This is a genomic window from Streptomyces sp. NPDC101234, from assembly GCF_044767525.1.
Classification (GTDB): Bacteria; Actinomycetota; Actinomycetes; order Streptomycetales; family Streptomycetaceae; genus Streptomyces; species Streptomyces sasae.
The window spans coordinates 428,515-449,229 of record NZ_JBIWOA010000005.1 but is presented as its reverse complement, the minus strand read 5'-3'; the positions used below and the strand labels follow the sequence as shown (position 1 = coordinate 449,229).

The window sequence follows — 20,715 nt, the reverse complement described above, 5'->3', positions numbered from 1 at the left end:
GCACACGTCAGGGCAGACAAGAAGCACCTCGGCGCACGCCACGACATTTACCACGCCCCCGGCGCACACCGAAGGTGCGCTGGGTCGCTGACCTGCGCTGACGTGTTCGCCTGACGTCGGGGCAGGTCTCCGTAGGCGGTGTGTGCGAGGGGCTGGACGCCGAATTCGGGATGCTGGCGGGACACGAGGAATCGGGAGTGCCGTCGGGTGGTCTTCCAGTCCGCTGTGCTGCCAGTGGTGCTGGGTGCGTGCGGTGGTCTGTCCGAGTCCGCCGTGGCTGGTCCGAGGCGAGTGCCGGGGATGACGGCCCGTACTGGAAACGGCCCAGCTCGCAGGGTCGGTGCGCGCACGGAGCGAGGACCGTTCGACGGTGGCGTGCGACCCTGGGCGAGTACGGTCGGCGAGAGGCTTGAGGCCGCCCCCGTGCGGCCGCGCAGGCTCTACTGCCTGAGGTCGATCATGCGGACCGGTTGCCCTGTGGTGCGGGCGATGGTTTCGAAGTCGCGGTCGTGGTGGAGCAGGGTGAGTCCTGTCTCTTCCGCAGCGGCGGCCACCAGGAGGCCGACGAGGCCCGCGCTGCGGTGCTCCCCCTTGTCCGTCAGTTGTTCCTGGACGATGCGGGAGCGGCGGTAGACGCCGTCGGGCATGGGGCACCAGGTGTAGTGGGCGTCGAGGGCCGCCTTTGCGCGGGTGCGGTCTGTGGCTGACCGGGCTGAGTGCAGGACTTTCAGTTCGGTGAGGTCGCAGATCGCGACGAGGCCGGCGGCGATCCTGTCGTCCCGTTCGGTCGTGTTCTGGCGGAGCAGGACGTGGGCGAGGGCGGAGGTGTCGATGAGGTGGTCGGCGACGGTCACTCGTCCGCTCCGGCGCTCGGGACGTCACCCGCACCCGTGGGTCGGTATGCGGCCTTGTCCAGCAGCAGGTCCATGTCCAGGGCGCCGTCGGCCGCCAGGCTGCGGGCCTCTTCGAGTGCGCGCAGACGCCGGTAGCGGGCGGTGACTTCCCGTAGGGCGGTGTTGACGGTGTTGCGCTTGGTGGTGGTGCCCAGTTCCTTGGCAGCCGCCTCCAGCGCCTCGTCGTCGAGATCGATGACCGTGCGACTCATGATGTCATCCGCCGTATGCGGGCTGGGTATATCACGATGCTTGATCCTTTATATATCGACCGGACTTCAGGGTGGAGATCGCCGTCGAGCGCGCGCGGCGTGCAGCCTTCGAGTGATCACGTGCCTGCTCGGCACCTCTGCCCTGTGGCATCTCTTCCGCACGCCGGGGGCGCCGCAGCCCCGGGAGGGGCACATCGACGCCGGCGTGTTCCATATCCGTGAACCCGCGCACACCGAGTTCCTGCCGTGCTGCCGCTGCTCGGCGCCCTCGTCCTGTACGGCGCCTTCGCCGCCGTGGAACGCACCAGCCGGGTCCCGCTGATGGACCTGCGGATGTTCACCCGGCGCCCGGTCGTCGCGGGCGCGTTCCTGATGCTCGTCGCCACCGCTCTGCTGATCGCCTTCTTCTTCCTCGGCTCGGTCTACCTGCAGCGGCTGCGCGGCTTCAGCCCACTGAGGATGGGGCTGGTGTTCCTGCCGGTGGCCGTGGCGACCGGTATCGGCGCCCATCTCGGATCCCGGCTGGTGGGGTGGATCGGCAGCCGTCCCACCGCCGTGGTCGGCATGGCGATCGCGGCGGGCGGCAGTGTCCCGCTGACCCGGCTGTCGGCCGGCGGCAGTGTGTACGCCGGACTGCTGCCCGGCCTGGTGATCGCCTCGTTCGGCCTCGGCGCGGTCTTCGTCACCGCCACGACCACGGCACTGGCCATGGTCGCCCACGAGGAGGCGGGTCTGGCCTCGGGCGTCGTCAACACCTCCCGCGAAGTGGGCGGTTCGATCGGCGTGGCCGTCATGTCGACGGTCGCCGCGGCCGGCATCGAGCGCGGTTCGACCGGCGGCTTCACGGACGCCTTCACGCTCAGCGCGGTCGCGGCCGTGGCGAGCGCGCTGGTCGCCCTGGCGCTCGTACCGCGCGGGAAACCGCAGCTGACCGGGGGCCCGCACGTCCACTGAGACCTCGGCGATGGCGGTGGCACAGGCCGCTGCCATCGTCGGCCGCCCAAGGTGCCGACGCGGGAGGTCGGCGAGCGGCGGAGGCTCAGAGCCGGACAACCCGGACCCGGCGGGCGCTCTGGCCGGTTTCGTGGGACAGATGAGTACGGTGGAGGTGGACGCGCTACGCTCGGCGCTCCGAGCGGTGAAGAGGCGGAGCAGCGCATGATCACAGCCGCGGGGCTGGCCGGATACGCGGTCCTGGTGGGTGTCGTGGTGCCGCCCCTGCTGGCCAGGGCGCCGTGGGCGCACCGGGCGCCGGCTGCCGCGGTCCTGGCGTGGCAGGGCCTCATGGTCACGTTCGTCGTCGCCACCGCCCTCTCGGTGTACCACGTGGTGACGGCCGAACAGCATGTGCACGACGGAGTGATCGGGCTGCTCACCGCGTGCGGACTGTCCGCGGACGCCTCTTCGGCGGGCGACGTGCCCCCCTCCTTCGACGACGCCTTGGCGATCGCGGCACCAGTCGCGGTCGTCCTGCTGCCGGTCGGATGGCTGGTCCGGTGCTCCTTGCGTGCGCGACGTGCCCGCAACCGCCAGCTGGACGTGCTCACTCTCGTCGGCGAACCCGCGCCCGAGTACGGCGCCACGATCGTCGACCACGGCATCCCCGCCGTGTACTGCCTGGGCGGGCGCCGCGCCCGCGTGGTCGTCACCAGCGGCGCGCTGGACGTCCTCACCGAGGAGCAGCTGCGGGCCGTACTGGACCACGAGCGCGCCCATATCGTGGGCAGGCATCACCTGCCGAAGATCCTGGTGGACGCGTTCTCGCGCGCGTTCCGCGGCCTGCCGCTCGCCCGGCACGCCAAGCAGCAGACGAACCTGCTGCTGGAGATGGTCGCGGACGACCGCGCCCTGCGGCATCACTCCAGGGACGCGCTGGCGGCGGCGATGTGCGAGGTCGCGGCGGGACGAGCGCCGGCGGCGGCTCTGGGTGCGGGTGGATCGGGAGTCCTCATCCGGCTGCGGCGCGTCCTTGCGCCGCAGCCCCGGCCGCACCGCGTGGCATGGCTGGGCATCATTGTGGCCGCGGTCGCGGCTCCGCTGCTGCCCCTGACGGTGGCGTGCGTGCCCTGACTCCTGTATCAGCCTCCCTTTCATGTTGGCGTGGCACGTGTACACGAAGGGGTAACTGCTCACGCACGGCGATCGCGGCCTCGTCCGGGACGACGTCCGGATACACGTACCCTCGCTCTGGCCTCCCAGCTGGTTCGCCCATACATGGATGAAAGCTGCCGGATCGCGGCGATGCCCTGGTCGGTGCTTGCGGCGACGGGTGCGAGGCGGTGCGGCCGACGAAGGCCGCCCGGGCCGGCCTCGTCCTGATCACCACCCCCGTGGCGACCGCACTGTCCAATGACGAGATCGCCGTGCGGCTCCGAGTAAAGGCCTCGCCATGTGTGTCTGCTGTGTCTGAACGGTCCGCTGTCCGCGAACGTACTAAGTGCATCAGTAGATAATCCGTGTGACAACAAGGGAGAACTCCGTGTCCCGGCACCGCATTGCACTCGTCATGGCCTCGGGCGTCGCCTCGGCGTTGCTGCTCACCGCGTGTGGGTCGTCCAGTGACAACTCCGCGAACACCGGCGCGGCCGCACCTGCGGCCTCCGCACCTGCGGCCTCCGCGCCTGCGGCCTCCGCGCCTGCCGAGACCGCGACGCCCGCCGGCGGCGGCACGTCCGCCCCGAGCGGCGGCACGGGCCACATGGTCAGCACGAACATGCTGATGTCCAAGACGATGTCCGGCATGGGGGCGGTGGTCACCGACGCCAAGGGCTTCACGCTCTACCGCTACGGCAAGGACCAGGTGAACATGTCTATGTGTACCGGTAGTTGTGCGGAGACCTGGATGCCGGTCATGGCCGACGGCACCCCTCAGGGGATGGGCGTGCAGGCCAAGATCGGGGTCCTCACCCGTGACGACGGCATGAAGCAGATCACCCTCGCCGGCTGGCCGCTGTACCGCTACATGGGCGACACCAAGGCCGGTGAGATGAACGGCCAGGGCAAGGACGGCACGTGGTTCGCCGTGACACCGGCGGGCAAGAAGACGGCCGCCTCGGGGTGAGGGGCGCTGCGCGCCCTGCGGAGGCTGGTTTTCGGCCGACGTTGTGTGTGCAGCTCGCTTAGTAGAACCATATACCCCAGTGGGTATAGTGGGTGGGTCGTGTCAGACACAACAGGGCGCGGAAGGCGATGACGACAGCCACAGACCGGCAGGCCGGACCCCGAGGCGGCGCAGCGCGCTGCGCGCGGGCCGTGGTCGTCGCGCTGCTCGCCGCACTCGCCGTACTCGTCCACCACGACACGACGTCCGCGGTCGTGCCCGCCCACTCCATGACCGCGATGGCCGGCATGGATCACACCTCCGCCGCCATGACCCCGTCGGCCGCCTCGGCCGCGCACGGCACGGTCCTCAAGGCCGGGAACATGGCGATGGGCGATGACGGCGGCGCCTGCTCGGGGCCCGGCATGCAGCACTGCTCGGCCGGGGACGTGGGCACGGCGAAACTCCTGCCGCCGCCTGCCGCTGTCACCGTCGTCCGGTCGGATGCCTTCCCTTCCATGTCCGCCCGGCGTGATCCGACCGGGACGGCGTACCGTGCGCCGCCCGCTCTCTCCGTCCTCTCCCGGTTGCTGATCTAGGCCGGACCCCGCGAGCCGCCCCCGCGTCCCCCTGGTACGCGAGCGGTGCTGCCCGCGCGCGGTCCGGCCGACGGCACATCGAGTAGAGGACTCCCCACGTGAACGACATGAACAGCATCAACCGCCGCTCCGTCCTGCTGGCCGGGCTCGGCATCGCGGGCGCGGGCGCGCTCGCCGCCTGCAGCAGCGGCTCCGACAGCTCCGCCCCCTCCCTGGTCAGCCCCGATGACGCGGCGGTCGCCGCAGTCGAGAAGAAGCGCAAGACCACCGGCAGGACGCAGCAGGTGACCCTGACCGCCGCGCGCGCCATGCTCGAACTCGGCGGCGGGGTCACGGCGGCCAGTTGGGCCTTCGGCGGCCGGACCCCCGGCAAGGAACTGCGGCTGTCCGTGGGCGACACGCTCGCCGCCGAGCTGTCCAACCAGCTGCCGGACAAGACCACCACCTCCATCCACTGGCACGGCATAGCCCTGCGCGCCGACATGGACGGCGTACCCCCGGCCACCCAGGCCGCCGTCCGCGCCGGCAGCAACTTCACCTACCGCTTCGTCGCCGACGCCCCCGGCACCTACTTCTTCCACCCGCACGTCGGCGTCCAGCTCGACCGGGGTCTGCACGCCCCGCTGATCGTGGAAGACCCCAGGGAACCGCTCCGGTACGACGACGAGTGGGTCGTCGTCCTCGACGACTGGGTCGACGGGGTCACCGGCACCCCCGACGAGGTCTTCGCCGAACTCAAGCAGGGCATGGCCGGCATGGGCATGGGGGGTATGGACATGAGCGGCGGATCCAGCGCCGGCCCCAGCAGCTCCTCCAGCGACGACATGGGGGGCATGGGCGGGATGGACATGAGCATGAACAGCGGGAGTTCGGACGCGAGCGCCTCGCCGTCCGGCTCCGGCGCCATGTCGACGAAGTTCGTGCTCATGGGGGCCCGGAGCAAGCTGCTCGGTGGCGACGCGGGCGACGTGAAGTACCCGTACCACCTGGTCAACGGGCGTGTCCCCGCCGACCCGGACGTGTACACCGGCAAGCCGGGCAAGCGGGTGCGGCTGCGCATCATCAACGCGGGCGGAGACACGGCCTACCGGATGGCGCTCGGCGGGCACAAGCTGACCATCACCCACACCGACGGATACCCCGTTCAGCACCAGCAGGTCGACGCCCTGCTCGTCGGCATGGGGGAGCGGTACGACGTCCTGGTCACCCTCGCGGACGGTGTCTTCCCGCTGGTCGCCCTCGCCGAGGGCAAGGATGCCAACGGTATGGCGCTGGTCCGAACCGGTTCCGGCAGTGCACCGATGCCGAACGTCCGCCCGGAGGAACTCGACGGAAAGATCATGACCGCCTCCGAGCTGAAGGCGGCGGACGACGTCCGACTGGCGACGAAGAAGGCCGACCGGGTGCACCGAATCGAACTGACCGGCGGCATGGGCAAGTACAACTGGGGTATCAACGGCAAGCGGTTCGACATGAGCAACCCGACCGCGAACCCCATCCTGGTCAAGCAGGGCGAGCGGGTCCGCCTGGACTTCGTGAACAGGACGACGATGTGGCATCCGATGCACCTGCACGGCCACACCTACCAACTCGGCACCGACGGCCCGCGCAAGGACACCACCATCGTGCTGCCGAAGAAGACGGTGTCCGTCCACTTCGACGCCGACAACCCCGGCCAGTGGATGCTGCACTGCCACAACGCCTACCACGGTGAGGCGGGGATGATGGCGCTGGTGGCCTACCAGGCCTGACGAGCGCCGGATCGGGCTCCTCCGTCCGCACCGCTGAGGGCGGCGTGGCGTCTGTGTACGGCCGCAGGATCGGCTGGGCGGGAAAGAGGGCCCTGACCCTCTGAGTGACGGTCGGGTCTTCGAGGAGGCGTCGCTGTGGGTCCAGTTTCTGGGTGGCGACCGCCTGGCCGTCCCCTGCGGGCGGGAGCGTGTCGTAGCGCGGCGATGCGACGATGCTCAGGTCCAGCGGCCTTCGTGCCCCTGTCCTCCGGCGGCGCCAGTCACGTGTCGGCGCGTTTTCCCGCGTTGCGCAGGGCCTTGCGGAGCGCGCTGATCTCGGCGGAAGACATCTGGTCCACGAAGTGGGTCAGCGCCACCGGGCGGTCCTCGCTGGTGCTCAGGGCGTCCTCCATGAGGGCGGCCGCGTACTCCTCCCGCGTGCGGACCGGTTCGTACAGCCAGGCCCGGCCGTCTTTCTGCTCGCGCACCAGCCAGCCCTTGCCGTGGAGGATGTTGGCCACGGTCATCACGGTGGTGTAGGCGACGGGCCGGGTCCGGTTGATGTCGTCGACGACCTCACGCACGGTTGCCGGGCGCCGCCACCTCCACAGACGGTCCATGATCTCCGCCTCTAGATCACCCAGCCGTCGCATGCCCAGCGTCTCCTTCTGTACCGCGGTAATAGGGGTCATCGTAAAGGCTGCGGTACGGCCGGTGGGGTGGCCCGAGTGCGGACGGCCGGACGCGGCCGTCGCGAGCCTGTCGGCGGTGCCACGTGCTGTCGTCGGCCGTCGACCCGGGACGACCGGAACCTGGAATACCGCGCACGTCGAAAACACCTCTTCACCAGCACGGCTTCCGGAGCGGAACCTCTGCGCGGTGGAAAGGAAATCCGTTGCTCGCGGGTTCGGGGTACGGCGCCGAACCGGGAGGACGGACCTCGCGGCGGCCTGGCTCGTCCGTCCAGGACGTGCCCGGGACGCAGGCTGGACACAAGGATCGGAAAAAGACTGACAAGGGTCGAGAAGGACTGAGGTGGAAATGTCTCATCTGAGGTGTGGATTCAGGGCTTTGGTGAAAGGGACTGAATCCGCGGCGCGTGAGTTCGACTCCGTTACCGTCAGCTTTGGTTCGCATCGCCCTGACCCGGGCGGATCCGCGCTCGCGCGAAGCCTGGTGTCTGTCCGGACGGCCCCCAGGGTCTACTGCCTGAGGTCGATCATGTGGACCGGCTGTCCTGTGGTGCGGGCGATGGTTTCGAAGTCGCGGTCGTGGTGGAGCAGGGTGAGTCCGGCTTCCTCGGCGGCGGCCGCCACGAGGAGATCGACGGGACCCGCGCTGCGGTGCTCTCCCTTGGCCGTCAGCTGTTCCTGGACGATGCGGGAGCGCCGGTAGACGCCGTCGGGCACGGGGCACCAGGCGTAGTGGGCGCCGAGGGCCGCCTTTGCGCGGGTGCGGTCTGTGGCTGACCGGGCTGAGTGCAGGACTTTCAGTTCGGTGAGGTCGCAGATCGCGACGAGGCCGGCGGCGATCCTGTCGTCCCGTTCGGTCGTGTTCTGGCGGAGCAGGACGTGGGCGAGGGCGGAGGTGTCGATGAGGTGGTCGGCGACGGTCACTCGTCCGCTCCGGCGCTCGGGACGTCACCCGCACCCGTGGGTCGGTATGCGGCCTTGTCCAGCAGCAGGTCCATGTCCAGAGCCCCGTCGGCCGCCAGGCTGCGGGCCTCTTCGAGTGCGCGCAGACGCCGGTAGCGGGCCGTGACTTCCCGCAAGGCGGTGTTGACGGTGTCGCGCTTGGTGGTGGTGCCCAGTTCCTTGGCAGCCGCCTCCAGCGCCTCGTCGTCGAGATCGATGACCGTACGACTCATGATGCCCTCCGCCGTATGCGGGCTGGGTATATCAGGGTACTTGATCCTTTATATACCCTGGGCTTCGGGGCGGAGAGCGCACTGGGGTGAGGTTGGGGGCTGACGGCCATACCGGGTTCTTGGTCGACCGAACTGCGCCAACACCAGGGGCAGACGTGCTCACGTCCGACCCGGCCCTCAGGGCCCGGGATCTCCCGTGTGCAGGGGCGTCCCCCGCGGATAGGGTGGACTGTGATCGACAGGGACGGGCTGGGCGAGGGCGGCGGGCGGCGTGGGTGGTGCCGAGGACGGCAGGAGCATGGGCACCGGGCGCCCGACGTCACGGGACGTGGCCCAGCTCGCCGGCGTGTCGCACACCGCGGTGTCCTTCGTGTTCAACGGCCGTGCCGAGGGCAACCTCTCGCCCGCCACCCAGGAACGCATCCGGCAGGCCGCCGCCCAGCTGGGCTATCGCCCCGACCCCGTCGCCCGCGGTCTGCGCCGCCGTCGTACGGCCGTGATCGGGCTGGTCACCGACGAGATCGCGTCCTCGCCGTTCGCCGGTCGACTGCTGCGCGGAGCCATGGAGACCGCCTGGGACAGCGACCATCTCGTCCTCACCGTCGACTCCGGCGGTGACCCGGCCAAGGAGGACGCGGCCGTCGCGGAACTGCTCGACCGGCGCGTGGACGGCATCATCTACGCGGCCATGTCACTGCGCCGGGTGCGGGTCCCGGAGGGCCTGCACCGCACCCACTCCGTGCTGGCCAACTGCCTGCCAGAGGACGACTCCCTGCCCGCCGTGGTCCCCGCCGAACGCGCAGGCGGCCGTGCCGCGGCCCGGCTGCTGCTCGGCGTGGGTCACCGCCGGCTCGCCGTGATCGGCGGACTGGACGACATCGCCTCGGTGGAACGTACCCGCGGCTTCCGGGACGCGCTGCGCGCCCAGGGCGTCACCGTGCCCGAGGAGTGGATCGTGCGCGGCGGCGGCGAGATCTCGGCGGGATACGCGGGGGCGCTGCATCTCCTCGACGGGGTCGCGCCGGGCAGCCGCCCGACGGGCGTCCTCTGCTACAACGACCGGGTCGCGGCGGGTGTCCTGCACGCCGCGACCCGGCTCGGGATCGACGTGCCCGCCGATCTGTCGGTGGTCGGCTACGACGACCAGGAGCACATGGCCGCGTTCCTCACCCCGCCGCTCACCTCGGTCGCGCTGCCGCACCGGGCGATGGGCGAGGCGGCGACCCGGCTGCTCCTGGACGCCATCGACACCGGCCGGACGCCGCCCGCGACCGTCCGGCGCCTGGCCGGAGCCGTGGTCAGCCGGGCCTCCGTGGGTCCGGCGCCCACCCGGTGACCCGGGCACCCGGCCCGTCGACCGTCAGCTCGGCGATGTCGCCGGGGCGCCGGTAGACGCGCTCGGTGACCATCGTCCGTTCCGCGACGAAGAGTTCGAGGAGTGAGCCGTCGACGAGCACCCGGAGCGCGAGTTCCGGTGCCTTCGGCACGTGCACGGTGATCGGGGCGGAGCCTTCCCTGCCGGTCCGGGGCCAGGCGCTGCGGTCGAGGTGGACGGTTCCCCTGGCGGGGTCCGCCCGGACGGTCAGCTCCCGGCCCGACGCGTCCTGGAGCAGGCTCACCGTGGTCGGTTCATATGCGGTGATCGTCAGGTCGTACGTCTGCGGAAGCGGAACCCGGTCCGGTGCGGTGACGAACGGCTCGGCCGGGCGCAGCAGGTCGAGTTCCGGAGCCGGGCGGACGCGCAGCGAACCGTCGGGGTGCACGTCGACGACCCGCGGCGCGGTGAGTACGCCTGCCCATCCGGCCCGGTGCACCTCCTCCTGCGGGCGGGCCTCCCACGACCAGCCCCACAGAAGTGCGCGGTCCGGCTCCTGGAGTACGGCGGGGGCGTAGAAGTCCCGCCCCTGGTCGAGCCTGCCCCCGGTGCGGGGCACAAACTTCAACGCGTGCCGACCTTCGGCCTGTAGACGGCCGGTCAGATATCCGGTCGAGCACGGATCTCCGTCCCACAGGGACAGGAGAAGTACGTGGTCGCCGCCCGGTGTCCGGGACAGCTGCGGGCACTCCCAGCCCACCGCCCCCTTGTCACCGAACACCCCTGCGGCCACCGGGTCGTTGCCGTCCAGCAGCACGCCGGCGAACCGCCAGTCGGTCAGGTCGTCGCAGTCGTAGAGCAGGACGGACGGGGTGCCGTCGGCGTGCCCGGCCCCGACGAGGGCCCAACGCCGGTCCGCGTGGCGGAAGATGAAGGGGTCGCGGAACATCACCACGTCCAGGCCCGGTGGTGGTCCCGTCACCACCGGCGTCGGCAGCGGCTGCCACTCGGTCAGCCGTTCGTCGTCCGGGTCCGCCGCCCGCGCCAGGCAGATGGTGCCGAGACCGGTGTGGCCGTGGTCGATTCCCGTGTAGACGGCGGTCGGTGTGCCGTCGTCGTCGACCACGCAGCCGGACCAGCAGCCGGCCTCGTCCGGGCCGCCGGGTGTCGGCGTGAGGGCGATCGGGTGGTGGTCCCAGTGGGCGAGGTCGCGGCTGGAGGCGTGGCCCCAGTGGATGTCGGTGTGGACCGGGGAGTTGGGGTTGTACTGGTAGAAGAGGTGGTGGCGGTCGCGCCAACGGAAGGGGCCGTTGGGGTCGTTGATCCAACCGGCGGGCGGACGGACCCTGAAACGGGGGATGTGGCTCAACGGTTGACTCCTGCCGAGGTGATGCCCTCGCGCAACGGGCGCTGGCCTACGACGAACACGGCGACGGCGGGGAGCATCGACAGCACGACCCCGGCCAGGACCACCGAGATCGACCCGGTGCCGAGGTTGCCCTGGAGGGAGACCAGGCCCAGCGGAAGCGTGTAGTTCTGGCCGGAGGTCTCCAGGATCAGCGGACGGAAGAATTCGTTCCAGTGGTAGTTGAAGGCCAGCACGCCGACGATCGCCAGGCCGGGAGTGGCCAGCGGCGCGTACACCGAGCGGAAGATCCGCCAGGGCCCCGCGCCGTCCAGCATGGCCGCCTCGCCCAGGTCCTTCGGCATGCCGAGGAAGTACTGGCGCATCAGGAAGGTGCCGAAGGCGGTCGGGAAGGCCGGGATGATCAGGCCGAGGAGCGTGTCGGTGAGGCCCATCGACTTCAGCACCAGGAACACGGGCACGATGGTGACCTGCAACGGCACCATCATGGTCGCCAGGACCAGGCCGAACAGCGGCTTCTTGAAGCGGAACTCCAGGCGCGCGAAGGCGTATCCGGCCAGGCCCGCCGTGATCATCTGGCCTACGGCGATCAGCGCCGTCACGAGAGTGGAGTTCAGGGCGAGCAGCCATACGTCGATCTGCTGGAAGACCCCGTGGTAGGCCGCGGTCGTCGGGTGCGTCGGGATGATCCGCGGGGGCAGGTCGAAGGACTGGGCCGGGGTGCGCAGGGAGGTGGAGACGGTCCAGATGACCGGGCCGAGCGTCACCAGGGCGCACACGGTCAGTGCGGCGATCCGGGTCCAGGGGGAGAGTGAATACCGTAGGCGGCTCAGGGCCGGGGTGGCCTGGTTCACAGGGCTCATAGGGCTTGTGGGGCTCGTGGCACTCATGCGGCTCACCGGCTCACTGGTAGTGGACGAAACGCCGGCTGAGCCGGAACTGGACGGCGGTGACCGCCATGATCAGCGCGAAGAGCAGCACGCCCACCGCGGATGCCTCACCGAAGTTCAGCTGCTCGAAGGCCCGCTCGTAGATCACCATGACCACGGTGCGGGTGGAGTCGCCGGGCCCGCCGTCGGTGAGGACGTACGGCTGCTCGAAGACCTGGAGGGCGTTGATGATGCCGACGACCGACGCGACGAGCAGCGTCGGCGACAGCAGCGGCAGCGTGATGCCGAGGTGCTTGCGCAGGCCCTTCGCGCCGTCGAGGGCGGCGGCCTCGTGGATCTCCTTGGGGATGTTGTTCAGACCGCCGACGAACAGCAGGAACGAGAAGCCGAACTGCTGCCAGACGTAGACCAGGATCACCGTGGCCATCGCCGCGTGCTCGGAGGTCAGCCAGGGCACGGGCGCGATGCCGACCAGGCCGATCAGCCAGTTCACCACCCCGAAGTCCTGGTTGAACAGGTACTTCATCACGACCGAGATCGACGCGGCGGACAGCACCAGCGGGAAGAAGAACGCCGAACGGAACACCGACCGCAGCCAGACCGGCATCCGCCCGTTCAGTGTGATCGCCAGCGACAGCGCGATCAGCAGTTGCAGCGCGACCGCGACGACCATGAAGAGGAGCGTGTTGCGGAAGGAGACCAGGACGGTCGAATCCGAGAACATTGTGCGGTAGTTGGCGCCGCCGGCGAAGCGGGGCGGGTCGATCACGTTCCAGTGGAACAGGCTCAGCACGATCGACCCGATGATCGGTACGACCGTGAAGACGACGATGCCGACGACCGTGGGCGCCAGGAACAGCGTGGCCAGCAGCCGGGCGCCGCGGTCGCGGACGGAGGGCCGGGCGGCGGCTACGGGGGGCGTGGTGGGTCGTGAACTCACGGCCTGAACCTGGGTGTTCGTCATATCTCACGCTCCATGGCCTGCTCCAGGTCGCCCTGCATCCGGCGCAGCGCGGGGCCCACCGCGCGCGGCGAGGCCAGCGCGGTGCCGGTGTACTTGAGGAGGACGTCGGTCACCTCGGCGACCTGCGGCGGCGCGGGGATCGGGCCGGTGTCGGGGAACCGGTCGAGGGTGTCGTAGAAAACCTGCCAGTGCGCCGGGCCGCTCTCGGCGTAGCGGGCGGCGTTCAGCATCGAACGGCGGGCCGGGGTGGTCTGGTTGCCCCGGAACAGCCGGGTCATGGTGTCCTTGCGGGCGGTGTACTTGATGAACTCCCAGGCGGCTTCCTGCTTCTTGGAGGTGCGCAGCAGCGCGTAGCCCGCCGCGCCGAACTGGTGGCGCTGGGTACGCCAGCGCGGGAAGTACTGCACGTCGTAGTCGGCGGCCCGCATGCCGGCCAGCTGCAGGCCGCCCGCCCAGAAGCCGCCCGCGGGTGTGACGCCGACGCGGCCGGTGGAGAACACGCCGACCAGGTTGCTGCCGTTGCCGCCCTCGGGCCGGGTGCACAGGTTCTCCTGGACGAGGGTGGCGAGATAGTCGTACGCCTCCTCGACCCGGTCGGCGGTGGCCTGCGGGGTCGTCCAGCGGAAGCCCCCGCCGCGCCCCTGCCGGTCGGCGGCCGGGTAGAAGGTGTCCCACAGCCAGGAACCGCCGGGCGCCTTCGACTCCTTCAGCAGGTTCGTGCCGTTCGCGAAGAGCCAGGGCACCACGCCGCCCCACAGCCGGTTGGTCCAGAAGTACGGCGTGAAGTGCGTGTCGCTCGCCCGCTTCATCTCCCGCAGCAGCGCGGTGAAGTCGTCGCGGCTCCAGTCTGCCGCCGGGAAACCCGCGCCCGCCCGCTTCAGCACCTGCTGGTTGAGGTACATGTCGGCGGCGTTGAACTCCATGGGGAGCTGGTAGAGGTTGCCCTCGTACATCATCGACTCGACCAGCGAGGGGTGGACGTCGGCGAAGTACTCGCGCAGCTCCGCCGCGTCCCGGCGTACCCAGTGGTCCAGCGGCACGCCGAGCTGCCGGGCGAACAACTGCACGCCCTCGGTGGCCACATAGACCAGGTCGGGCGCGGTGCCCGCGGCGATCTGGGTGAGGATCTTCGCGAAGAAGTCAGACCAGTCGACGGCCTGCACCGCGTTCACCCGCAGCGGGATGTCGGGGTGCAGACGGTGGAAGCCCTTGGCGAGGGCGTCGACGGTGGCCGGGTCGAAGGCGGAGCCGAGGGTGGCGACGACGAGGGAGCCGTCGTCGCGGCCGGGGATGTCGGCGCCGGTGAGCCGGTCCCAGCTCACGGCGGTACCGGCCAGGGCGGCGGCTCCCGCCCCGTACGCGCCGTACCGCAGCAGTGTGCGGCGGGGGATGTGCGAGTCAGTCATCGAACGGGCCTAACTCGTGTTAGTTCAGGGACGATGTCCAGATGATGTGAACCGGGCCAGAGCACTGTCAAGGGTCGGGAAGCCTTGACCTTTAACGAGTTAGGTCTACAGTCCTCGTTCACACGAGCCGCTGTTTCACGCCAAGTGCGTGGTGCTTCATGAAAGGGGCGATGCGTCATGCCCGGAACCTCGGGGATCCCCGGGATCTCCCGGAGAGCGTTGTTCGCGGGGTCGGCCGCCGGTGGAGCCGCCGTACTGCTGCCCACGGGAACGGCCACGGCCGCACCGAAGGCCAAGCCCAAGCCCAGGGCCGAGTCCTCCGCAACCGGCCCGAGTTACCGCGCCGCGTACCACTTCACGGTTCCCGACCAGTGGAAGAACGACCCGCAGCGGCCCGTCTGGATCGACGGCGAGTACCACTACTACTACCTCTACAACGCCGACTACTTCACCGGCGCCGTCGGCACCGCGTGGCGGCTGGCCACCACCGAGGACCTGGTCTCCTTCACCGACCGCGGGGTGGCCGTGCCCAAGGACACCACGCCCAACGGCGATCTCTGGTCGGGCTCGGCGGTGGTCGACACCGGCAACACCGCCGGATTCGGCGCCGGCGCGGTCGTCGTCATCGTCACCATGTCCCCCGGCGGCGGCACCGACCACCAGGAGCAGTTCCTGTACTACTCGACCGACGGCGGGCTGACCTTCAGCAACTACGGGACCGACCCGGTCCTGCCCAACCCGGGTGTCGCCGACTTCCGCGACCCCAAGGTGATCCGGGACGAGGACCGGGGCCGCTGGGTGATGCTCCTCGCCGAGAACGACAAGATCGGCTTCTACCACTCCGACGACCTCAAGTCCTGGGCGTACGTGGACGGTTTCGTCCACGACGGCATCGGTGTCCTGGAGTGCCCCGACCTGTTCCGCATCACCGCCGGCGACGGCACCGTCAAGTGGGTGCTCGGCGCGAGCACCAACGGCAAGGGCTCGGGGCTGCCCAACACATACGCCTACTGGACGGGATCCTTCGACGGCAGCGCGTTCACCGCTGACACGAGTGACCCGCAGTGGCTCGACCACGGCTGGGACTGGTACGCCGCAGTGACCTTCGAGAAGAGGGACGCGAGCGGCGCGGTGGACGCGGCCGCTCGGTACGCGATCGGCTGGGTGAACAACTGGGACTACGCCAACACCACCCCCACCATCGACTGCGACGGCTTCAACGGCACCGACTCCGTCGTCCGCGAGGTCACCCTGAAGCGGGCGTCCGACGGCACCCACTACCTCGCCTCCCAGCCCGTCGCCGGTCTCGACGCGCACGTGTCCCGCACCGTGAACCTGGGTGACGTGGCCGTGGACGGCACGAAGCTGCTCGACTACACCGGCATCTCCTACGAGGTGACGACCGAGATCGCCTGGTCCCAGCTCACCGGCGCCGGCCTCCAGTTGAGGCGCTCCCCGGACGGCGGCCGGCACATCGACGCCGGGATCTACGCCGACTACGCCTTCCTCAACCGGCGCAACACGGTGAACGCCGACACGTCCGGCAAGTGGCAGGAGAGCCACACCCCGTTCGACCCGTCCGCCGGCACGGTGAAGCTGCGCATCCTGGTGGACCGTACCTCCGTGGAGATGTTCGTCGACGACGGCCGCTACGTGCACACCAGCCAGGTGTTCCCGTACCTGCTGGACACCCGGCTCGCACTGTTCACGATCGGTGGCAGCGCGGTGTTCCGCAACACGGTGATACGCGAGTTCTCGGTGTGAGGCCGGCCAGGTGCGCGCGCTGACCGTACGCGTGAACCTGATCGGCACGACGGCACCCCGCGACGGACCAGCCGGCCCGGCATCCGGGCCGACCCCGGCTGACTCCGGAACGGGCCGCCCGGTCCTGCCCCGACCTCCCATCGCCTTCCGAGATCAGATCGACAAAGGGCGCCAAGATCCTCAGCGGGCTCATGTTCCGTCGGCCGTGGGAGTTCGACTCCGTTGCTGTAGAAGTTGGTTCGGATTGCTCTGACCTGTGCAGGGTCGATCACACGGACCGGCTGCCCTGCCGTGCGGGCGGCGGTTTCGGAATCGCGAAGTCGCCCGCCATCTGCGCTCGACGCCAGGCCGGCACGACACTCCCTGCGACTCGACCGCCCGTTTTGGACTCAGCCGGTGCCCGTCGGTAGCGGTTCGTCCAGGAGGAAGGCTCGCAGCAGTGCGGTGTAGCGGCCGGGCTGTTCGCCTGAGATGGAGTGTCCGGCTCCCTTGACGGTCACCAACTCGGAGCCTGCAAGTGTGTGTTGGTACTCGGCGGTCACAGCGGGCCTGATGAAGTCGCACTCCCCTCGCATGATCAGGGAGGGGACGCGCAGGGTGCGCAGACGGGGCCGGGGGTCGGGAAGCCGCTCGAAGTCCCTGACGGTCATCTGGTTGCTGTAGAAGCCCTGAGGGTTGTCGTGCGCCGTGGTGGGCGCAGCCCCCTGGCACGAGGTGCTGTCCTTTCCCTGGAGGGCGACCTCGTGCATCCAGTGGTCGACCTCGCGGTCGCCGACCATCGCGTGCGCCGCGCGCGGGTTGATCTGGAGGAGCAGACTCGCCGCGATGATGCGAGGTGCGCTGTTCAGCCGGTCGAGTCGGGCCTTCTGTGCGGGGGAGAGGCGGTTCCAGGGTTCCCCGGCCTGGGAGCCGGGGTATTGACGGCCCCACAGCGCGCGGCGAGGTGAAGACCGCTTTGGCGACGTGCTCGGCATGGGCGGCCAGGTACTGGGCGGTGAGTGATCCGCCCCAGGACTGGCCGACCAGGATGATCCGGTCGGCGCCGAGTGTGCGCCGGATCGCTTCCAGGTCGGCGACCTGGCGGGCGACGGTGTACCCGGTGACGTCCCGCAGCCGTGTGGAGCGGCCGGCGCCGAGCTGGTCGTAGGAGTAGACGTCGAAGCCGTCCGCCGCGAGTTCACGGCCCCCGGTGGGGACGCCCTCACCGGGAGTGCCCGGACCGCCGTGCAGGAAGATCACCGGGGTCGGTCTGGCCTTGCCGGTGGCGGGGGCGTGGACGTAGGCGATGTGTGAACCGGTCGGCAGATCCCAGAACCGCACGCCGGGCGGGGCGGGGGCGGCCGTCGTGATGGGCATCGGATGGAGGACGGTGACGGCGGCGAGGACGGCGACGGCCGCGGTCAGGCCGACCGCGAGGAACGCGGACGCCCGCAGGGCCGGGCGGCGGGCGAGGCCGAACAGGGCGAACGCCGCCCGGCCCAGCAGCCCGCCGGCCAGGGCGCCGCAGACGAGGCCGACGAAGACCAGGACCGACACGCTCGCGGTGACGAACGCCGCGGCGAGGAAACCGGCCACCGCCACGGCAGGGGTCAGCAAGAGCGCCAGGAGCAGCAGGACACCGCCGGCGACACGGAGAAGTATGCGTGACATGTCTTCGAGGCTAGGAAGCAGACGCGGGCGATCCGTCCAGCTCAGGGACGGTCCCGCCGCGTCCGAGGGCCGCCCTGCGGCGGGGCGGCATCCCCGCCTCACGGCGGGGTGCCGGTTCACCTCACGGCCCGCCGCCGGGGCGGATCAGCCCCGTCTCGTACGCAGCGATCGTCGCCTGCACCCGGTCGCGTACGCCGAGTTTGCCGAGGAGGACGGAGACGTGGTCCTTCACGGTGGCCGGACTCACCCCCAGCACCGCCGCGATCTCCGCGTTGGACAGCCCCCGCGCGACCTGCCGCAGCACCTCCGTCTCGCGCGGGGTGAGCAGGTCGAGCCCGGCCGTGTCGAGCGGGCCGGGCCCGGCCGTGAAACGGTCGATCAGCCTGCGGGTCACCGTCGGATCGAGCAGCGCGGCGCCCCCGTGGACCACCCGTACCGCGTCGATCACCCGCTCCGGCTCGGTGTCCTTGAGCAGGAAACCGGCGGCTCCGGCGCGCAGCGCGGCGAACAGGTAGTCGTCGAGGCCGAAGGTGGTGAGCACCAGAACACGGGTCCCAGGGCTGCGTTCGGTGATCGCTGCGGTCGCCGCGAGCCCGCCGATCCCCGGCATGCGGAGGTCCATCAGCGCGACGTCCGGCCGCGCCGACAGCGCGAGTTCGACCGCCGTGTCGCCGTCCGCCGCCTGACCGACGACGCACAGGTCGGGTTCGGCGTCGAGGATCGCCGCGATCCCGGCCCGTACGACGGCCTGGTCGTCCGCGACGGTCACTCTGATCGCCATGGGAACGCCTCCGGGAGCCACACGCGTACCGCACCGCGGTCGGTCGTCGAGAGGGTACCGCCGGCGGCGTCGGCGAGGGCGCGCAGCCGCCGCTCCACCGCGGGAACGGCGGGTGCCGGACCGGAGACCTCCACGCCGTCGGGGAGCGTGCGCACGGTGAGGGTGACGCCCACGGCCATGAGCGCGGAGGCGGTCCGGTACGCGAAGACCTCCACGGCGGCGGGCAGCGGACGGCGTGCTCCGACGTACCGGACGACGGCGCCGTGGCGCGCGGCCAGCGCGGTGATCCCGGAGACGGTGGGCGGAGGGGCGTCGTCCGCGTCGTCTGTGTCGTCCCCTGTGGGCAGTCCCGACAGCAGGTCCCGCAGCGCGGTCAGTCCGGCGCGGGCCTCTTCCCGCACGGCCCGCAGGTCCCCTTCCTCCGCCGCGGCGACGACCGCCCGCGCGTGCCGGAGCGCCGTGGCCCGCAACGCGGTGGCGAACAGCAGACGCTGCGCGGACACCGCCGCGTCGGCGTCCCCGTCGAGCAGGACCCGCCGCCGGGTGTCCGCGGCCCGCAGCCGCTCATGCCGCCGGGCGGTCCGGCGCCCCCACGACCAGACGGCGAGGGCGGGGAGGGCCAGCGCGCCCGCCAGTACGGCCCAGGCCGCCGTACGGCCGCCGGTGATGCCGCTGCCGCTCGCCAGCGCGAGCCCGCCCACGGCGGCCACGGCGAGCGGCGCGCACAGGCCTCGGCGCCACGGCAGACGCACCCCGACGCTGTGGACGAGCGTCAGCTCGACCCACCCGTACACCAGGAAGATGTCGCTCACCGGCGGCTGGGTCCAGCCCGCCCGGTCACAGGCCCACCACAGCAGCAGCGCCGACAGCACCGCCGCGAGCGCGCGGCCGGGCGCTCGTGAGCGCCAGGCCAGCGGCACGGCATGCAGGCCCGACAGCACGACGGTCACCAGCGCGGGCAGCACGGTGCCGAATGGAGCCGGTACGTCGGCCGACAGCAGGCTCGCACCGAGCGACAGCGCGATCGCCAGGGCCACCAGCGCGTAGTCGAGCGCGGCCGTCCCACGCCACAGGGGCCACCGGCGGAGGGGAAGAACCGTCGCCGCGGGCAGCGAGGCCCGCACGCTCCAGCCCGCTCCCGCGTCATGAGGTCCGGCGCGGAACGTCCCGCCTGTCGCGGTGACCGTGGCCGCCAGCCCCGCGAGACCGCGCCCGGTCCCCAGGCCCGGCTCGGCGGCCGTACCGCCGTCGTCCGTGACGGTGACGACGAACAGGTGATCGCCGCCGGCCCGTACGGGCTCGTCCCGGTCGTCCGTCGGCTCGATCCGGACGCGCACGGTCGCGCCCGCGGCGTACCGGGCCGCGTTGGTCAACGCCTCCCGGACGACCCGGTACGCCGCTTCCGTACTGCCCGCCGGTGCCTTGTCGACCGTGCGCCGGTAGTCCACCGCGTGTGCGGCGGCCAGCGCGTCCACCTCGGTGAAGCCGGCCGCGGTCGCGTCCAGCTTGGTGAGGCGCTCCAGTTCGCGGACGGCCTCCCGGCCCGCCTCGTCGGCGTGGCGCAGCGCGTCACCGGTCCGTACCCGGTCGGCGAGCCTGAGCGCGGCGCCCGCGGCCACCACGATCCCGGTCAGCCGATGCGCGGCCACGTCGTGCAGCTCCGCCGCCAGCCGGTCCCGTTCTGCCAGCGCCGCGAACAGCGGGACCGCCGCCGTGCCGGCCTCGTAGTCCGCCCGCGCGGACCGGCGGGCCGACCGGTGCCGGCGGGAGCGGCCCGTCGCCCAGACGACCGCCACCACCCCACCGGCCGTCAGCGCGACCCCTGCCACGTAGTGCGGTGGTTCACCGCGTAGGGCGGGGATCGCGGCGACGGCCAGCGTGAGCACGACGGCTCCCGTGAGGGAGGAACCGGCGGTCCTGCGTACGGCCAGTAGATGGACCGTGATCAGCGTGCAGACCGCCGCGACGAGGGCGAGGACCCACACGTGCCCCGCGAAGCCGTTCATCGCACCACGCCGACGACGGGCGACCGCTCGACGCTCCCCATTCCGGCAGACTAACCCGGCTTTTCCGGTGGGGGTGATGAGACGTCGTCGACCGTCGACCGGCGCGAGACGGAGGGCACTTTCCACGTGCGGGGTATGAGGTTGCGTCCCAAGATCCAGGTCAGTGCCGACGGTTCGGGGGCGGTCCCCCAGGCCAGGAAGACACTTTCGCGTTTCCGCCACAACAGCCGCC

At 70.9% G+C, this 20,715-nt stretch carries 20 protein-coding genes; 8 read left to right on the top strand and 12 right to left on the bottom strand.

Going from position 1 to position 20,715, the window contains the following annotated elements:
• Positions 1 to 440 precede the first annotated feature (440 nt).
• Together ACIRR9_RS12725 and ACIRR9_RS12720 are read right to left on the bottom strand one after the other, a co-directional pair.
• Complete coding sequence (locus ACIRR9_RS12725) at positions 441 to 854, bottom strand: PIN domain nuclease (protein WP_403750517.1); 414 nt, start codon at positions 852 to 854, stop codon at positions 441 to 443.
• Positions 851 to 1,105 carry a type II toxin-antitoxin system VapB family antitoxin gene (locus ACIRR9_RS12720; protein WP_403750515.1) on the bottom strand — a complete coding sequence of 85 codons (255 nt, stop codon included), beginning with the start codon at positions 1,103 to 1,105 and terminating at the stop codon, positions 851 to 853. The genes ACIRR9_RS12725 and ACIRR9_RS12720 overlap by 4 nt, the downstream gene beginning before the upstream one ends.
• Positions 1,106 to 1,351: 246 nt before the next feature.
• On the opposite strand from ACIRR9_RS12720, the gene ACIRR9_RS12715 reads away from it, so the two are divergent.
• From ACIRR9_RS12715 to ACIRR9_RS12695, 5 genes are all read left to right on the top strand, one after another.
• Entirely contained in the window at positions 1,352 to 2,059 is a 708-nt protein-coding gene (locus tag ACIRR9_RS12715; RefSeq protein WP_403750513.1) for an MFS transporter, read from the top strand.
• Between the two features lie 204 nt (positions 2,060 to 2,263).
• Complete coding sequence (locus ACIRR9_RS12710) at positions 2,264 to 3,175, top strand: M56 family metallopeptidase (protein WP_403750511.1); 912 nt, start codon at positions 2,264 to 2,266, stop codon at positions 3,173 to 3,175.
• A 409-nt stretch (positions 3,176 to 3,584) separates the two neighbouring features.
• Positions 3,585 to 4,166, top strand: a complete 582-nt coding sequence (locus ACIRR9_RS12705) for a hypothetical protein (protein WP_403750509.1) — start codon at positions 3,585 to 3,587, stop codon at positions 4,164 to 4,166.
• A gap of 128 nt (positions 4,167 to 4,294) precedes the next feature.
• Positions 4,295 to 4,744 (top strand): hypothetical protein, encoded by a 450-nt coding sequence (locus ACIRR9_RS12700; protein WP_403750507.1) that lies wholly within the window; start codon positions 4,295 to 4,297, stop codon positions 4,742 to 4,744.
• A 107-nt stretch (positions 4,745 to 4,851) separates the two neighbouring features.
• On the top strand, positions 4,852 to 6,495 hold the full coding sequence (locus tag ACIRR9_RS12695) for a multicopper oxidase family protein (RefSeq protein WP_403750555.1): 1,644 nt from the start codon (positions 4,852 to 4,854) through the stop codon (positions 6,493 to 6,495).
• 260 nt (positions 6,496 to 6,755) lie between these two features.
• Here the strand turns inward: ACIRR9_RS12695 and ACIRR9_RS12690 are convergent, their stop codons facing one another.
• The 3 genes from ACIRR9_RS12690 to ACIRR9_RS12680 form a co-directional block, all read right to left on the bottom strand.
• Positions 6,756 to 7,127 carry a BlaI/MecI/CopY family transcriptional regulator gene (locus ACIRR9_RS12690; RefSeq protein ID WP_403750505.1) on the bottom strand — a complete coding sequence of 124 codons (372 nt, stop codon included), beginning with the start codon at positions 7,125 to 7,127 and terminating at the stop codon, positions 6,756 to 6,758.
• Positions 7,128 to 7,676: 549 nt separating this feature from the next.
• Entirely contained in the window at positions 7,677 to 8,090 is a 414-nt protein-coding gene (locus ACIRR9_RS12685) for a PIN domain nuclease (protein WP_403750503.1), read from the bottom strand.
• Entirely contained in the window at positions 8,087 to 8,341 is a 255-nt protein-coding gene (locus tag ACIRR9_RS12680) for a type II toxin-antitoxin system VapB family antitoxin (RefSeq protein ID WP_403750501.1), read from the bottom strand. Before ACIRR9_RS12680 ends, ACIRR9_RS12685 begins: the two co-directional genes overlap by 4 nt.
• A 298-nt stretch (positions 8,342 to 8,639) precedes the next feature.
• Between ACIRR9_RS12680 and ACIRR9_RS12675 the strand changes: the two genes are divergently transcribed.
• Complete coding sequence (locus ACIRR9_RS12675; protein WP_403750499.1) at positions 8,640 to 9,677, top strand: LacI family DNA-binding transcriptional regulator; 1,038 nt, start codon at positions 8,640 to 8,642, stop codon at positions 9,675 to 9,677.
• Here the strand turns inward: ACIRR9_RS12675 and ACIRR9_RS12670 are convergent.
• Genes ACIRR9_RS12670 through ACIRR9_RS12655 form a run of 4 tightly spaced genes read right to left on the bottom strand, consistent with a single transcriptional unit; the run spans position 9,640 to position 14,282 of the window.
• Positions 9,640 to 11,025: a glycoside hydrolase family 32 protein gene (locus tag ACIRR9_RS12670; protein ID WP_403750497.1), complete on the bottom strand. Its 1,386-nt coding sequence runs from the start codon at positions 11,023 to 11,025 to the stop codon at positions 9,640 to 9,642. The two genes, ACIRR9_RS12675 and ACIRR9_RS12670, sit on opposite strands and share 38 nt — an antisense overlap.
• Positions 11,022 to 11,876: a carbohydrate ABC transporter permease gene (locus ACIRR9_RS12665; protein WP_403750553.1), complete on the bottom strand. Its 855-nt coding sequence runs from the start codon at positions 11,874 to 11,876 to the stop codon at positions 11,022 to 11,024. Before ACIRR9_RS12665 ends, ACIRR9_RS12670 begins: the two co-directional genes overlap by 4 nt.
• A gap of 49 nt (positions 11,877 to 11,925) precedes the next feature.
• On the bottom strand, positions 11,926 to 12,876 hold the full coding sequence (locus ACIRR9_RS12660; protein ID WP_403750495.1) for a carbohydrate ABC transporter permease: 951 nt from the start codon (positions 12,874 to 12,876) through the stop codon (positions 11,926 to 11,928).
• Complete coding sequence (locus tag ACIRR9_RS12655; protein WP_403750493.1) at positions 12,873 to 14,282, bottom strand: extracellular solute-binding protein; 1,410 nt, start codon at positions 14,280 to 14,282, stop codon at positions 12,873 to 12,875. The genes ACIRR9_RS12660 and ACIRR9_RS12655 overlap by 4 nt, the downstream gene beginning before the upstream one ends.
• Before the next feature lie 177 nt (positions 14,283 to 14,459).
• Here ACIRR9_RS12655 and ACIRR9_RS12650 point away from each other — a divergent pair, with 177 nt between their 5' ends.
• Positions 14,460 to 16,046, top strand: a complete 1,587-nt coding sequence (locus tag ACIRR9_RS12650) for a glycoside hydrolase family 32 protein (protein WP_403750491.1) — start codon at positions 14,460 to 14,462, stop codon at positions 16,044 to 16,046.
• 189 nt (positions 16,047 to 16,235) lie between these two features.
• Here the strand turns inward: ACIRR9_RS12650 and ACIRR9_RS12645 are convergent, their stop codons facing one another.
• Positions 16,236 to 17,402: an alpha/beta fold hydrolase gene (locus ACIRR9_RS12645; RefSeq protein WP_403750551.1), complete on the bottom strand. Its 1,167-nt coding sequence runs from the start codon at positions 17,400 to 17,402 to the stop codon at positions 16,236 to 16,238.
• 3 nt (positions 17,403 to 17,405) lie between these two features.
• On the opposite strand from ACIRR9_RS12645, the gene ACIRR9_RS12640 reads away from it, so the two are divergent.
• A complete protein-coding gene (locus tag ACIRR9_RS12640; protein WP_403750561.1) occupies positions 17,406 to 17,693 on the top strand; it encodes a hypothetical protein in 288 nt (95 codons plus the stop codon).
• 124 nt (positions 17,694 to 17,817) lie between these two features.
• On the opposite strand, the gene ACIRR9_RS12635 is transcribed toward ACIRR9_RS12640, so the two are convergent.
• Entirely contained in the window at positions 17,818 to 18,477 is a 660-nt protein-coding gene (locus tag ACIRR9_RS12635; protein WP_403750489.1) for a response regulator, read from the bottom strand.
• Positions 18,462 to 20,483, bottom strand: coding sequence for a histidine kinase (locus tag ACIRR9_RS12630; RefSeq protein ID WP_403750487.1), 2,022 nt, complete (start codon positions 20,481 to 20,483; stop codon positions 18,462 to 18,464). Before ACIRR9_RS12630 ends, ACIRR9_RS12635 begins: the two co-directional genes overlap by 16 nt.
• Positions 20,484 to 20,715 lie beyond the last annotated feature (232 nt).

Coding starts and splice junctions, on each gene's coding strand:
- ACIRR9_RS12720 (WP_403750515.1), bottom strand. CDS start 1,105: ATGAGTCGCACGGTCATCGATCTCGACGACGAGGCGCTGGAGGCGGCT.
- ACIRR9_RS12710 (WP_403750511.1), top strand. CDS start 2,264: ATGATCACAGCCGCGGGGCTGGCCGGATACGCGGTCCTGGTGGGTGTC.
- ACIRR9_RS12700 (WP_403750507.1), top strand. CDS start 4,295: ATGACGACAGCCACAGACCGGCAGGCCGGACCCCGAGGCGGCGCAGCG.
- ACIRR9_RS12695 (WP_403750555.1), top strand. CDS start 4,852: ATGAACAGCATCAACCGCCGCTCCGTCCTGCTGGCCGGGCTCGGCATC.
- ACIRR9_RS12690 (WP_403750505.1), bottom strand. CDS start 7,127: ATGCGACGGCTGGGTGATCTAGAGGCGGAGATCATGGACCGTCTGTGG.
- ACIRR9_RS12680 (WP_403750501.1), bottom strand. CDS start 8,341: ATGAGTCGTACGGTCATCGATCTCGACGACGAGGCGCTGGAGGCGGCT.
- ACIRR9_RS12675 (WP_403750499.1), top strand. CDS start 8,640: ATGGGCACCGGGCGCCCGACGTCACGGGACGTGGCCCAGCTCGCCGGC.
- ACIRR9_RS12660 (WP_403750495.1), bottom strand. CDS start 12,876: ATGACGAACACCCAGGTTCAGGCCGTGAGTTCACGACCCACCACGCCC.
- ACIRR9_RS12655 (WP_403750493.1), bottom strand. CDS start 14,282: ATGACTGACTCGCACATCCCCCGCCGCACACTGCTGCGGTACGGCGCG.
- ACIRR9_RS12650 (WP_403750491.1), top strand. CDS start 14,460: ATGCCCGGAACCTCGGGGATCCCCGGGATCTCCCGGAGAGCGTTGTTC.
- ACIRR9_RS12645 (WP_403750551.1), bottom strand. CDS start 17,402: ATGCCCATCACGACGGCCGCCCCCGCCCCGCCCGGCGTGCGGTTCTGG.
- ACIRR9_RS12640 (WP_403750561.1), top strand. CDS start 17,406: ATGGAGGACGGTGACGGCGGCGAGGACGGCGACGGCCGCGGTCAGGCC.
- ACIRR9_RS12635 (WP_403750489.1), bottom strand. CDS start 18,477: ATGGCGATCAGAGTGACCGTCGCGGACGACCAGGCCGTCGTACGGGCC.
- ACIRR9_RS12630 (WP_403750487.1), bottom strand. CDS start 20,483: ATGAACGGCTTCGCGGGGCACGTGTGGGTCCTCGCCCTCGTCGCGGCG.